Source organism: Legionella antarctica, from assembly GCF_011764505.1.
In the GTDB taxonomy this organism is placed as follows: Bacteria; Pseudomonadota; Gammaproteobacteria; order Legionellales; family Legionellaceae; genus Legionella; species Legionella antarctica.
On record NZ_AP022839.1, the window covers coordinates 3,272,338 to 3,286,701 of the forward strand.

Genomic DNA, 14,364 nt, shown 5'->3' on the forward strand with positions numbered 1-14,364 from the left:
TTACCCAAATATAAAAGTTTATAATGCTATATTAGCCCAAATTTAATTGATGAGCACGAAGGATAGAGTTTTTAAAGGTAAAAAACCCGTAAATATAACTAGTTACGACTAAATTATTTTAATCAGTCATTATATCACAGGGAAAACTAGTCCATTAGATTAGTTCGAAGAAAAGTATTGATAATACTCTGGTGGTTGAATGCGACATTTAAAACAAGTACTTTGACAATTTGCTTTCTCTTGGCATTTTCGAATTGCTCCTTTTTTAACCCATATATCCAACATAGGCTGCAAAGCAAGCAGGTCCAAATTAAACTCCCGAGTCAATTGTTGTGTACTTACAACCCTTTCACGACGGATATAATCACGTATTTGCAGCAGCACTAGACCTCCTCAGGCTTTGTCCGCCATAAACAAAAAGAACAATAACGAACATTAAACCAAGTAACATGCTTATTATCCAAAACAAACTAGACTGGGGGTGTTCTAAAAATTTAGCGGCCTGATAAAAAACAACCGCTGCGCTATAAGCGATGATAAAGGACCAAATAACCGAGATCCACATCAGTTGCTTATTTGCTTCTTGACGAATCACAGCCATCGTTGATACGCAGGGAATATAGAGAAGAACAAAAAGTAAATAAGCATATGCCCCTATTTGGCCATCAAATCGTTGAAACATTATTCCATAAACTGATTGAGATAACTGGCTGTCTGCTGCACTAGCCACTACAGGATTCCATAAAGCAGAGCCTAGTTGAGATAAATTATGCGGAATGGACCACAAGGAGGTCTGAATTCCTCCCCATAAATCAAAATGAGCCGTTGCCGTTTCCCCCAGGTGACCTAGTTGAGCATAGAGAGAATTTAAAGTGCCCACAACTACTTCTTTAGCCAACATTCCTGTTAACAGCCCTACTGTTGCAGGCCAGTTATCCTGATGAATACCCATAGGGGCAAATAAAGGCGTAATCCATTGTCCCATTATAGAAAGCAGTGATTCGGTATTTGCTTCCCCTGAATTAACTCCCCCGCCAAGAGTAATAGCATTCAATCCACCCAGAATAACGCAAATGGGAATAATCAATTTTCCGGCTCGAAAAACAAAAAAGCGCAGCCGAAGCAATGTTTCTTTAAACAAACGTCTAATTGCTGGTTTATGATAAGCAGGGAGCTCTAGAATTAATGGTGAGGCATGACCTTTTAAGGTCGTCTTGCGTAAGATGAGACCGGTAAATACAGCCATCAAAATACCAACAAGATATAAAGAAAATACTACATTTTGACCACCTGTTGGAAAAAATGCAGCAACAAATACCGCATAAATAGCCAACCGTGCGCTACAAGACATGAAAGGACTCATCATCACCGTTAGTAAACGATCCCGTTCTGAGTCCAGGGTACGTGCGGCCATAATTGCAGGTACATTACATCCAAAACCAACAATCATAGGTACAAATGATTTCCCGGGTAAACCCATGGCACGCATGGCTTTATCAACGACAAAAGCCGCTCTGGCCATGTAACCAGAGGTTTCCAATAACGATAGAAAGAAAAACATAGCTGCAATAACGGGAATAAACGTCAGGGTAGTATTTATTCCTTTTCCAATCCCATTGGCAATGATAGCAATTAACCAGTTGGGAGCGTGCCATCGTTGCAACAACCACGCGCTTCCCTGGACAAAAAGAGTGTCGGTACTGATGTCAAAAAAATCCTGAAAGGCGCCACCAATGTTAATCGCAAATAAAAACATCAAATACATCATGGCAAAAAATATGGGTAAAGCCCAAAAGCGATGCAAGACGATTTTGTCTAATTTTGCGGTAAAATGCTCACTGGCATCACTATGCTTTTGTTGAGCAACAGAAACAATTTCATGAATTTTCTGATAACGAGCATCCGCGAGTAACACATCGATACCAAGCCCAGGTTCAGGACACTGGTTTAAATCCATCGTAAGGAACTCATCTTCAAGTAAAGCATCGCCCTCTGCCAGCCTGCGAGAATAATAATAAGCAAGTGCCTGCTTGTAGCCTTTATTAATTAATTTTTGCTCCAGGGTATTTAATGCGTGTTGAACAGATGGTACCAAGGAGAGATCCAGCGGTGGAGTGACTTTGGGGAACTGAGCTAGTGCCTGAAGAAGAGTAGAAATGCCTATATTTTTATGTGCTTGAACTGGAATAACTGGACAACCTAATTGTTTTGCTAATGCATCGATATCAATGGCTATGCCGCGTTGCTGGGCAATATCCATCATATTAAGCACAAGAATGACAGGCTTGCCAAGCTCTAAAATTTGACTGGTTAAATACAAATGTCGCTCAAGATGACAAGCATCAATAACATTAATAATGCAATCAGAGTCCATAGTAACAATAGATTGGGCAGCAATTTGTTCATCCTGACTTAAACCATTGGCATTTGCCATCAGGGAATACACCCCCGGCAAATCGGTTACTTCAATTGCTTGCTCATCAAAAGTCAGTACGCCTGTCTTCTTCTCAACCGTTACCCCGGGCCAATTTCCTACTCGTTGATTATCACCAGTTAACGCATTAAACAGAGTAGTCTTACCACAATTAGGGTTGCCTATTAATAATACATGAGTCATATACGCTCCAATATTAAATGACTCGCCTCTTCTTTGCGCAAAGTTAAAGAGGTACCTCTGACTTCAATTTGTACAGGACACCCTAAAGGTGCGATTCTTGTTACGGAAAACGCTACACCACAGGTTACTCCCAAAGACAAAAGTCTGTGTCTGTATTGCGACTCAGTAGAACCAAAATCAACCAAGCGAACTCTATCACCTCGCACTAAATCTTTAATTTGCATGATGTAACAACACACTATTGTTTAATAAATTAATAATACCACAAATGCTATCGAGAAGCATTCTCAATTAAGCAAAAAAATAAACATTATTTATCCAAAATCTATTTAGACCAGGCCCATCTATCAGAGGATCTCGACCCTAAATAAGGTATATCCTCCATTTTTTATCGGAGCCTGATTGGAGAGCCCGGGTGATTATCCGACTCTGTTGAAGCTTCATAGAGTTCACTTTTTAACCGATCCTTCACACTATATCCTGAACGATTCGTCGTGGATGACGACTGAGGTAGTCGACAGATTGCATTTCTATTAAACGACTTAAGGTGCGGGTAAAGGTATCTTTCATTTCACCTTTAACATAAAGATCGGCAAGAGGAACTTCAGCAGAAATGATGAGATTAATTCCCCGATCGTACATCACATCAATCAGGTGAATAAACATAATGGTTTGTGCTGTATGATTTTCAGTTAAACAAGGTATGTCACTAACAAATACACTATCAAATTTATCGGCTATTTCTAAATAATCCAATTGACTACGTGGCAGGTTGCACAGAACCTCAAAAGCAAACCAAATGGATTTTTCATCACGTCGAATAAATGGAATATCTCGATTTTGGATGGTAATGCAACCATGTTCCCTAACACCATTAGCCAGAAGAAGAAACTGTTGTTTCATTGTTTTTTTAGTGGCCTCATTCAAAGGGTACAGATAAGCATCGAGTAAAGGCTGTCTCCCCATGCGATAATCGCGGTTTTCATCAAGTAAAAGGACTTCGCAATTAGTTTTAATGACCGCAATAGCCGGCAAAAATCGAACACGCTGAACCCCGTTGAGATATAAATCGTCTGGTTTTGTGTTAGAAGAGATCACCAGAATAACCCCCTGGGCATGCAAAGCCTGCAACAACTCGGCCAGGATCATTGCATAAGCCACATCATGAACCAAGAATTCATCAAAACATAATAATCGAATTGATTTTGCAATATCTTTTGCAATTTGCTTCAAGGGATCTTTTTGTCCTTGTGCGCGTCTCAGTTGCGTATCAATTTGTTGCATAAAATGATGAAAATGAAATCGTGCTTTTTGTTTTTCTTCAACATGCTGATAAAACAAATCAACCAAGTATGTTTTTCCAACACCAACTGGTCCATAAATGTACAACCCTTTAATTGAATTGTGTTTTACCCAATGAAACCAGGAGGGTTTAGGCTTTTTTAATTCATCGGCAAGCCGCTGCATGTGTTCCAATATTTCTCTTTGTAGTGGATCATTACCAATATCTTTACGCAGAATAGCTGCTTCATATTGAGCCACTAATGTCATAATGATGGTACCTGACTGTGCATGAATTCAATCAGTCGCTTTTTAAGCTCTACCAGTTTCCCATGAAAAAAATGTCCTGTATTCGAAAATTCAATTACCGGTAATACAGGAGAACACTGTTTGGCAAAATCCATTACTAAAGAATAAGGCACTACTTCATCTGCGTCCCCTTGCATGATTAGCCAAGGATGGGGGGCGGGATTAAATTCTCTGTAATTATAATGATGTATTGGTGGTGCAATAGTGAGTAACATTGTGTGTTTCAATTGTGCGGCAGTTCTGTAAGCAACATAAGATCCAAAAGAGAAACCAGCAAATACAGGTCTCAGATCCGCTTGTTCTTTTTGCCATTCCTTAACCAGGGCTATCATATCCTCACTTTCACCAATACCCTCATTGTAAGAGCCTGCAGACTGTCCAACACCACGAAAATTAAAACGTAATGAGGGAATACCCAGTTCCTTAAAAGCCCGTGCCATAGTGGTCACGACTTTATTATTCATCGTTCCACCTTGTAAGGAATGAGGATGACCAAGAAAAGCGACCAAAGCGGAACTTATCTGTTCAGGCACAGTTAATACCGCTTCAAGTTGGCCCGAAAGACCTTGAAGAAATATGGGATGCTCACCAGGACTATCTAATTTTTCAATGAAACTCATACCAAACCTGTTATTATAAAATACACAAATAATAACCTAGATTTTAAATCGATATAACTGCAGATTCAGGATTTAGCCAATTTTCCCAAACACATCCCTTTGATGCCTGGACAATAACCTATATAATCCTGGTTACCATCATAAAATGGTTGGGCAAAGCCGAACCATACAGGGTAAAGGATGACAATGTTTCAATCAGTTCTGTTAATTACACTAATGACCTTTAGCATCTTAACTCGAGCAGCCCTGCCAGCTGATTCAATCCAGCGCTGTTTAGATGTCAGAAGGTTCGCTGATTTGACCACGAGACAGAAAATGGCTGCCAAAGAGCCTGGTGTGTTGCGCTTTAAATTTCATAAAATTTCCGCATCGGAGCTTCCATTAGATAACCCTGTGGGCAATATGGATGAAATTATCAACGCATTAAATAATCAGATTGAAAACTGCAGCCAAAACCAGGGTGAATTTCAGACTGTTACTATTGCAGGTCATCAGTTCAAACGCCAAGAATGGTGCCTTGATACCAACAAAAAAATGCTCTCCCTTGCAAAAGAAGCCCATGGTGATTTTCAAAAATATTTATCAAGCATCAAAACTGAGTTTGATTGGTACAAAAGCGAGGGCTGGCCTGAAAATCATGCAGGATTTAAAAAAGGTGATTTTCAATTTACTGCCTATTACGCGCCAGCAGCCGTTGAAGCCCGCACGAAACCTGGCGGTGAGTTTTTATATCCAATCTACAGTAACCCAGGTGTTGTAAATGTTGCGTTGGAAAGTAAGAAATTTAATTTGAAAGTTCCGCTTTGCGGAGTTGACCCGCTTACCAAAATGGTACGCGGATTTTGTCTTAAAAATGCCAATGGCACATACTCTATAGCACCAGACCGAGAAGAAATTGATCATGGGGCTTTAAATCAAAAATATATAATTGGCTATGTTAAAGACCCAAATGACCCTGCTTTTTTAATGGTTGAGGGCTCTGGCGCATTAATTCTTGATGGAAAAATATCTCATCTTAATTACGATGGCTACAACGGCCGGCCACGCACCATGCTTGGCCGTGTGGTTCAATGCGCCCAAGACCCAACCTGTGGTGGCAATCTTGATACTATTGAACGTTGTTCTAAAGATCCTAAATGCCATGATGAAGCAAAGTTACGCTGTAACGTGTCTAAAAAAATAAAACAAAGTGCTGCATCAGAAAAGCAAATTCGCCAATATCTGGATAGCCTTAACCACGATAAAGCCGCTGACTTGCGAAATCGGGATCAAAGCTTTGTATTTTTTATTAAAGAAGATGGTGGGCCTTATGGTTCAGAAAATATTACTCTAACAGCACATGCTTCATGCGCGACAGATCACAAGGTAATCCCTGTTGGAATGATTTTTACCTATAATTGCCAAAAATCTACTTCGTGGTGTGTGGCTCAAGATACAGGCGGTGCGATTATGGGCGCTCATGTTGACGTCTATAAGGGAGAGGGAGATCAGGCGGGTGTTGAGGCAAACAATCTGAATCACACAGGCTCATTATTCGTGGCACTGCCAAAACGTAAATAATCTGAAGCCCAAGGGCTGTGGAGATAGACGTTTCGGCGTACCCGCGATATATTGCTGATAGTTCGTCAGTTTTTTGCCACGAACACGTTTCAGCATGTGATTTTTTTAAAAGACAAATTGTCCACTGCCCCGGAATTAGTCACGCTCAATCTTTAAAAAAACCGAATTTGGTGTCTTGATAAAAGAGCACTTGACCTGTTGAGATATCATGAATGCCGCCAATAATTCCGCACTCGCCTGTTGCAATAAGCTCTTTTAAAATGGGACTACGTTCCATAACAGCATGCACCGTTTTTTTCACATTAATGGTTGTAACCTTTTCTACAAACTCCTCGTTACATGAGGTGCGATTTTCGACTGTGGTTTTTTCAGCACTTACAGCTGGTTGTATTTTACTTAACAAGGCAGTCAAACTTCCCATTTCTACTTGATCACATGCACCTTTTATCGCGCCGCATTTCGAATGCCCCAAAATCACTATTATCTTAGCCCCTGCTACTTTGCAAGCAAACTCCATACTTCCCAGGATGTCTTCGTTGATAATAGTTCCCGCAATACGTACACTAAATACATCACCCAAACCTTGATCAAAGATCAATTCAACCGAGGTTCGTGAATCAATACAGCTTAAAATGATTGCAAAGGGATGTTGCCCATCAGAGGTTTCATTCACCTGCTGCAACAAATTACGATTGATTTTCAGGTTATTTACAAATCGTTTGTTTCCTTCTTGCAATAAGTGCAATGCTATCGCGGGAGTGATAGCTTCTTGCATTTCTTTGGTCAATGTTTTCATCGTTATGCTCCCAGGTAGAATCTAAGTATTAGGTGAATTCAATAAAATCTATCGTTTCCACAGTAATGTTTTTCTGTTTTGCGTTTACCCTGTAATCACGTATGTATTCAACAACATCATAAGCAATAGACTTTGATTTTGAACAATCAATAATCACTTTTGAATAAGGAGGGATATCATCCAAAGCTTGAATGATGCTGGCCTTATTAAAAAAAGATACCTCTTCTGCCAATACAAGATGGTGAATCGTATGCTCATTTTCCTTGGTGATTGTATCTTCCATATAATAGGCATTAAGATAGCTGTGGCGTAAGGTATAAAAAATACCAAAAGCCATACCTATACAAATTCCTTTAAGCAAGTCAGTTGCCAAAATGCCCACAATGGTGGCAACAAAAGGGATAAATTGCTCAAAGCCTAGTTGATATAAATGTTTAAACATTACAGGGTTTGCTAGCTTATAACCTATCATGATTAATATAGCTGCAAGGCTTGCCAGGGGAATCAAATTTAGAAATTTAGCAATAGTAGCAGCACTGATTAACAAGAAAATACCATGCAGTATTGCAGAAAGTTTGGTTTTTGCACCAAATGTAATGTTTGCGGAGCTACGAACAATTACCTGGGTAATTGGTAATCCGCCACACAATCCGGCTACTATGTTACCAAGTCCCTGTGCTTTTAGTTCTCTGTTTGTGGGTGTCACCCTTTTGAATGGATCCAGCTTGTCAGTGGCTTCCACACATAGCAGTGTTTCCAGGCTTGCAACAATGGATAATACAACAGCAGTTTTCCACACTTGAAGCTGGCTTATTGCAGAAAAGTCCGGCAAGGTAAATTGTTTGAAAAATTCGATTAAATTATTGGCAACAGGAATCTTCACCAGATGATCTGGATCCAGCTTAAAATTGAAGATATTTGATTGGAACAGCAGGTTCATTGCAATGCCCATTAAAACAACGACTACAGGACCCTGTACAAATTGAAAAAACTTATGTTTTTTTGTTAAAACTGTTTCCCAAAGAATCAGCAATGCTAACGATAGGACCGAAATTAAAATGGCACTAGGGGTAACAGCATTTAATGCACTACTGATAGTGTTAAGCGTGGCTTCGCCATCTGTTTGGAAATATGAAAGGCCGCCCACTGAGTCGCTATCATAACCCAAGGCATGGGGGATCTGTTTTAAAATAATCAATAAGCCAATCCCTGCAAGCATCCCTTTTATGACTGAAGATGGAAAGAAATAAGCAATAAATCCAGCTTTTGCATATCCCATAATAATTTGAAAAATACCGGCTAGACTTACGGCCAATAAGAACACCTGCCAGGAACCTAATGTGTTAATGGCCATTAATACAATTACAGCCAAACCTGCGGCTGGTCCGCTAACGCCCAAGTGTGAGCCGCTGGCTAGACCGACTATTATACCGCCAATTATCCCTGATATAATGCCTGCGAACAAAGGGGCTCCCGATGCCAAGGCAATACCAAGACATAATGGCAGAGCAACAAAGAATACTACTATACTTGCCATAAGGTCGTTTTTAAATTCTTTGAACATACTAAATCCCTCTCTAGACGCACACATATTGCTTACCAATGTCTTGATTAGTCAAGGTTTCCAAGTGGTTACAGTATAATGAATTATGCATTTGATCCACCATCCTTATATGGATTATCTGAAATATGACTCCATATAGTCTTGACTCCATTAATGGCTAATCGACTTTCTTCATCAAATTGTAAAACGCCTCCAAGATAAGCTAACCCTTGAAGTAGCCAGTTTGCTAATTCCGGTTGAATCAATTGATAATAAACCTGAGTCCCTTCTTTACGTTGTTTGACTACCTTTTTGGCTCGTATAGCAGACAGATGCTGCGATACTACCGAGTGACTGGTTCCTAAAATTGCTTGAAGACTATTGACGTTTTGCTACCCTGCATTCAGTTCCTCAATGATTCGAACCCGGTACTGATGAGCTATTAATATAGGCGCGGTTTTCTGGACACAAAAAAAGGTTTTTTAAGAGCTATTCTTCTTAATACAAAGAGGAGAATAAAATGTCTAAAAAGCGAGCTTATTATACGGCGGCCAAGAAGGCAAAAATAACGCTAGCTGCGATTGAGGGGAAACTCACACAAGCGCAAATTACCAGTGAATACGGTGTTCACGCAACGCAGGTAAAAACTTGGAAGCAATCGGCCATCAAAGCCATTAACGATTTATTCTCTGGGGCTAATGAAAAAGAAGCCAAGTCCCAAGAGCAGCTTGTTGAGGCATTATATCAAGAAATTGGTCGACTTCAAGCGCAGCTATCTTGGCTAAAAAAAAAGCATGAACTTTAGTCTGGATGAAAAGCGCGTCATGATTGATCCTCTTGCCGAGCTCACCATTCGTGAACAATGCTTGCTATTAGACTTGCCTGTTTCAAGTTATTATTATAGTGCCAAGCCCATTTCTGTCGAAGATGAAGCGCTTATGGCGCTACTTGATGAGCACTATCTGCAGTATCCATGTGAAGGTAAAATTAAGCGGGCAAGATGGCTGTCAAAAGAAGTAGGCTATCCTGTTGGTAAACGTCGAGTAAAAAAGTTGATGGAAATGATGGGGTTATCGACTGTTTACCCAAAGCCAAATACAAGCGTTCCCAATAAGGAGCATGAGGTGTTCCCTTATTTATTAAAAGAGGTGGATATCACCAAACCAAATCAGGTTTGGGCCGCAGATATCACCTACATCCGCATGAAAGGAAAGCATGTGTATTTAGTAGCTATTATGGACTGGTATAGTCGTTATGTGATTGGATGGGCTATTTCACCTACTATGGAGGCTGAATTTTGTATTGAGGCGCTTAGAAACGCTTTGCTGCATTCGCGTTGTGAGATCTTTAACACGGATCAGGGTTCTCAATTTACCTCAAAAGATTGGATAAATACGCTAAAATCTCACCACATTTCTATCAGCATGGATGGGCGAGGACGTTATTTAGATAATATATTTATCGAGCGATTGTGGCGTAGTGTTAAGCAAGAAAAAATCTACCGGTATGATTTTGATACAATTGAAGAGGTTGAGCTGGCCTTAACGGAGTATTTTGAGTATTATAATAACCGAAGGCTTCACCAGTCCTTTAATTATTTAACGCCCGCAGAGGTGTATTATGGCCGGAAAAGACCATAAACCCTAAATGAGAGCGTCATGACTTACCCACAAGGCCCACAGGCCTATACGAGAAAGTGAAGCTCTCCTGACCTGTGGACTTGTGGATAAGTCATTCTGATAGAGTTGTGGTAAAATGACCTAAGACAATTCGTAGTAGCAATCACTATTCATACGGTATTGAGTAGGTTTAAATAGGTTAATTTGAGTGAATTTTTAACTATAAATGATGGATGAATAGCTCTTATTTTTCCTTAATTTTGTTCCAGACATGCGGACCCATATCACAATTCGTTCTCTGAGCGATTTAATAGAGAAATTATACCCATGGGAAAAATCAGACGACTTGTTATTCTTGTTAATGGAACGGTCTCCATAACACAGAAAAAACCAGCTAAAGCAGGTAATTTCGGCTTTTTTAATCTTAGTAAGGCAGCAACCTGGTTGATGCATGATCCAAGTAATTTTATTAGTCAATTGTCGGAGCATTGCAAAGAAAAAAACATGCTTATTCTCGATGGCCCTGGAACAGATGTTACTGCTCCAGAGGGGTCGTTATTAAAATCAATGGGGGCCATGATCGATGGCCATATTGGTAATGGCGGACTTAATGCTAATCTTGAAAGAATAAAACAATTTTTAGAGCAACATTCGAAACAAGCGCTACAAGCAGATGAAACATTGAGCATTTGCGCTGTTGGCTGGAGTCGAGGTGGGTTTATGTTGATTCAAATAAAAAGCTGGCTTGAACAAAAATCAGCACAGGGGGATATCAAACTACACGCTGCGAATTTTCATTGTATCGATTCAGTAATAGGCGGTCCTACCGACAGACTGCGATATCTCTTCAGAAAAGAGATAGATTATAAAAAAACTCCAATTAATATTGGGGTGCATAGCTATTTGTCACACACTGGCAATCTCAATATATGGGCATCTCTCATTAGGTATCTTCCTGAAAAATATCAGATAAACTTGCCTTTCTTTAGTGCAATTCTCGATAATACTCAAAATACAACCTACTCTATTAGTGGGCAAGAATATACTCATAGTTCGGTTAAATGGCTATTCCCGGCAACTCACGAAGCGCTGGTTGGGAGGCCCAAAAACCAATCTGACCAATGGGCAGGAGATATTGTTCTGGCTGAAATTGTTCGTAATTTCATGGATCGTTCCTTTGCCCTTGATGAATCCTGGGCACAAAAGACGATTACCAAAGGACAAATTGGACTAGAGCAGCTACGTCAAAGCAATATATCTTTGGTAAGCTGCAGAAAATATTTGGATTTTGATAATCTTACAACCACTGTTTTTGGCAGAGTACCCAGAGAAAGCGATAAAATTAATTCATTTATGGATATCAGCGATTTTTCCCCGGAACCCGAATGTGATGGAAAGGCAAGGCCATGATTTCTTATCTAAAATTATCCAGGTATCAGGAAAATCAAGATGAAGACAGCATCCTGTCAAGCAAGTAAATTTGTTAGTATATATTCAACTCCATTCTATTTAATTATATGATATCAGATGATGCGTTGACCTAAATCAGGCAGCGACTTTTTATTTTACATTATTGGAGGACTTGATCATGAGACAGGTACCTGAATTACTAATTTCTTTCCGCATTTTTGTTCGTTTTCTCCTGCACAGGAGAACTGTATGAAAATCCTGGATTTTAAAAGAAAAAAACAAGAGCATCATAAAATTTCTATGATAACCTGCTACGATTATCCGTCAGCATGCATCGTTGCCGAATCGAATATCGATTGTGCTTTGGTAGGAGACTCTGTAGCCATGGCAGTACATGGCCATGACACGACCATTATGGCCACTATAGAGATGATGATACTGCATACTCAAGCAGTTGCTCGAGGACTAAAGAAACAATTTTTAATCAGTGATCTGCCTTTTTTAAGCCATAAATGCTCCCAAACCCATACTATTGAACACGTGAAAAGCTTGCTCCAGGCAGGAGCTCATGCAGTTAAAATTGAAGGTGCAGATAACGATACATGCCAAACGATCGCTCATTTAGTAAAAGCCGGAGTACCAGTCATGGGGCATATAGGATTAACCCCACAGTCCATTCATCAATTGGGTGGTTTTAAAGTACAAGGTAAAAATCAAGAACAAGCAGAAAATTTATTACAACAAGCCCTGGATTTAGAACAGGCAGGGTGTTTTGCTCTAGTCATTGAATGTGTACCCCAACTTCTGGCCAAGACTATAACCAGCGCGCTAGCAATACCAAGTATAGGAATTGGTGCAGGCTCAGATACTGATGGCCAAGTGCTTGTTTGGCACGATATACTCGGTTTACAAACTTCATTTAACCCGAAATTTGTCAAACGATATGCCAATGGAAAAGACCTTTTTGTCGGAGCTCTAAATTCTTACGTACAACAAGTACAGCAAGAACATTTCCCTACAGCTGAATACGCTTTTTAATAAAGAGAGCAAAAAAATGCAAATTATTTCTAATCTAAATGACTGGGTAAGCTTGCGTACTAGTTTACCCAATGATCGTACTCTAGGCTTTGTGCCAACTATGGGCAATTTACATGCGGGACATGCCTCTTTATTTTTAGCCAGTAGTAAGGAAAATAACCACACTATTGCCAGTTTATTTATTAATCCAACTCAATTTAATAAGCCAGATGACTTTACCCATTATCCGCGCACTCAAGAGGCTGATATCGAACTTATGGCCAATTCTGGAGTGAGCTTTTGCTTTATACCTACCGAACAAGAGATTTATGCCGATAAGTACACGTATCAAATTCAGGAAAATCAACTCTGCCAATTGATGGAAGGCAAATACAGACCAGGTCATTTTAATGGTGTATTAACCGTTGTGATGAAACTGCTCAATTTAACACGTCCAAACAGAGCCTATTTTGGTGAAAAGGATTATCAACAATATTTGTTAATTCAGGGAATGGTTAAATCACTTTTTATGAATATAGAGATAAAAGCCTGTCCTATTGTTCGTGAAACCAGTGGACTAGCATACAGCTCGCGAAATAACAGACTAACTAAAGAACAACGAATCCTTGCAAATCAATTTGCATCTATATTCCATCAGAACAAGCCTTGTGCCATGATAATTGAGGAGTTAACTGCAGCAGGTATTGTAGTAGAATATATTGAAGAATACCAAAACAGAAGATTTGCGGCAGTTATGATAGGCGATATTCGTTTAATTGATAATTATTTTTTACAACAAAATCTTTAACCGCAACATCGCACAGTATGCACGTTACCAGGAGCAAAAACTATTTCACAAAAAACACTGATTCATGATTAAATTTCATGACGAACTTTAAGAAAATACGGCACTTGGGTTTTTCAAAAAAAATCGAAAATCACACAATCGATTGATGACTGTATTCAGGATGAATATGATTGAAACAAATTGGCATGTAATTACTGGCGCTCCCTCTTCTGGAAAAACCACTTTAATTAACCAATTAGCAGCTGAGGGTTATTCCATAGCTCCTGAGGTTGCCAGAGAGTATATTGAGCGGTTATTGGCTAATAATCATACTTTAGCTGATATTCGCCGAGATACGCATCAATTACAGCGAGGAATCCTTGCAGTTGCACTTAAAAGAGAAAGGCATCTAAAAACAGATCAATTAATTTTTTTCGATAGAGGCACTGCCGATAGCCTGGGCTATTTTAATTACTATAATTTAGATGCGGCTCATATAACTCAAAACCTTCAAAAAACAAGATATAAAAAAATATTTTACTGCCATCAATTGCCGGTAGAATACGATAAAGTCCGTGTTGAAAATAATTCAAGTGCTAAAAAAATAGGAGATTTTATTTATCAAGCATACATTAAGCTTGATTATCAATTAATAGAGTTACCAGCCATTCCCGTAGATCAACGTATGGATATCATCTTGACTCATATCCAACCTGATTTAAAATCCACGATTAAAGAATTTTAACAGGGATCTGGTACTGGAATAAGGGGATGAAATCAAATTCGACGGTTTGGAAAAACCTGC

General features: G+C 39.4%; 15 protein-coding genes. 7 read left to right on the forward strand and 8 right to left on the reverse strand.

Annotated features, from left to right (window positions below; translation table 11 throughout):
- Window positions 1–159 precede the first annotated feature (159 nt).
- The 5 genes from HRS36_RS15460 to HRS36_RS15480 form a co-directional block, all read right to left on the reverse strand.
- Window positions 160–384, reverse strand: coding sequence for a FeoC-like transcriptional regulator (locus HRS36_RS15460; protein ID WP_173237990.1), 225 nt, complete (start codon window positions 382–384; stop codon window positions 160–162).
- Entirely contained in the window at window positions 365–2,617 is a 2,253-nt protein-coding gene (gene feoB / locus HRS36_RS15465; protein WP_173237991.1) for a Fe(2+) transporter permease subunit FeoB, read from the reverse strand. The genes HRS36_RS15460 and feoB overlap by 20 nt, the downstream gene beginning before the upstream one ends.
- Entirely contained in the window at window positions 2,614–2,841 is a 228-nt protein-coding gene (locus tag HRS36_RS15470; RefSeq protein ID WP_173237992.1) for a FeoA family protein, read from the reverse strand. Before HRS36_RS15470 ends, feoB begins: the two co-directional genes overlap by 4 nt.
- Before the next feature lie 244 nt (window positions 2,842–3,085).
- Window positions 3,086–4,168 carry a cell division protein ZapE gene (gene zapE, locus HRS36_RS15475; RefSeq protein ID WP_173237993.1) on the reverse strand — a complete coding sequence of 361 codons (1,083 nt, stop codon included), beginning with the start codon at window positions 4,166–4,168 and terminating at the stop codon, window positions 3,086–3,088.
- Complete coding sequence (locus HRS36_RS15480) at window positions 4,165–4,827, reverse strand: alpha/beta hydrolase (RefSeq protein WP_173237994.1); 663 nt, start codon at window positions 4,825–4,827, stop codon at window positions 4,165–4,167. The genes zapE and HRS36_RS15480 overlap by 4 nt, the downstream gene beginning before the upstream one ends.
- A 186-nt stretch (window positions 4,828–5,013) precedes the next feature.
- Here HRS36_RS15480 and HRS36_RS15485 point away from each other — a divergent pair, with 186 nt between their 5' ends.
- Window positions 5,014–6,387, forward strand: a complete 1,374-nt coding sequence (locus HRS36_RS15485; protein ID WP_173237995.1) for an MltA domain-containing protein — start codon at window positions 5,014–5,016, stop codon at window positions 6,385–6,387.
- A gap of 145 nt (window positions 6,388–6,532) precedes the next feature.
- Here the strand turns inward: HRS36_RS15485 and HRS36_RS15490 are convergent, their stop codons facing one another.
- The 3 genes from HRS36_RS15490 to HRS36_RS15500 all read right to left on the reverse strand — a co-directional run bounded on the left by HRS36_RS15490 (window position 6,533) and on the right by HRS36_RS15500 (window position 8,992).
- Entirely contained in the window at window positions 6,533–7,183 is a 651-nt protein-coding gene (locus tag HRS36_RS15490) for a carbonic anhydrase family protein (protein WP_173237996.1), read from the reverse strand.
- A 28-nt stretch (window positions 7,184–7,211) separates the two neighbouring features.
- On the reverse strand, window positions 7,212–8,747 hold the full coding sequence (locus HRS36_RS15495) for a SulP family inorganic anion transporter (protein WP_173237997.1): 1,536 nt from the start codon (window positions 8,745–8,747) through the stop codon (window positions 7,212–7,214).
- Between the two features lie 83 nt (window positions 8,748–8,830).
- On the reverse strand, window positions 8,831–8,992 hold the full coding sequence (locus tag HRS36_RS15500; protein WP_173237998.1) for a hypothetical protein: 162 nt from the start codon (window positions 8,990–8,992) through the stop codon (window positions 8,831–8,833).
- A gap of 254 nt (window positions 8,993–9,246) precedes the next feature.
- On the opposite strand from HRS36_RS15500, the gene HRS36_RS15505 reads away from it, so the two are divergent.
- The 6 genes from HRS36_RS15505 (at window position 9,247) to HRS36_RS15530 (ending at window position 14,304) form a co-directional block, all read left to right on the forward strand.
- Entirely contained in the window at window positions 9,247–9,531 is a 285-nt protein-coding gene (locus HRS36_RS15505) for a transposase (RefSeq protein WP_173235475.1), read from the forward strand.
- Complete coding sequence (locus tag HRS36_RS15510; RefSeq protein WP_173235473.1) at window positions 9,521–10,366, forward strand: IS3 family transposase; 846 nt, start codon at window positions 9,521–9,523, stop codon at window positions 10,364–10,366. The genes HRS36_RS15505 and HRS36_RS15510 overlap by 11 nt, the downstream gene beginning before the upstream one ends.
- 306 nt (window positions 10,367–10,672) lie before the next feature.
- Window positions 10,673–11,755, forward strand: a complete 1,083-nt coding sequence (locus HRS36_RS15515) for a hypothetical protein (protein WP_173237999.1) — start codon at window positions 10,673–10,675, stop codon at window positions 11,753–11,755.
- Between the two features lie 249 nt (window positions 11,756–12,004).
- Window positions 12,005–12,793 (forward strand): 3-methyl-2-oxobutanoate hydroxymethyltransferase, encoded by a 789-nt coding sequence (gene panB / locus HRS36_RS15520; protein WP_173238000.1) that lies wholly within the window; start codon window positions 12,005–12,007, stop codon window positions 12,791–12,793.
- 16 nt (window positions 12,794–12,809) lie between these two features.
- On the forward strand, window positions 12,810–13,580 hold the full coding sequence (panC, locus tag HRS36_RS15525; RefSeq protein ID WP_173238001.1) for a pantoate--beta-alanine ligase: 771 nt from the start codon (window positions 12,810–12,812) through the stop codon (window positions 13,578–13,580).
- A 160-nt stretch (window positions 13,581–13,740) separates the two neighbouring features.
- Complete coding sequence (locus HRS36_RS15530) at window positions 13,741–14,304, forward strand: AAA family ATPase (protein ID WP_226905499.1); 564 nt, start codon at window positions 13,741–13,743, stop codon at window positions 14,302–14,304.
- Window positions 14,305–14,364: the final 60 nt, after the last annotated feature.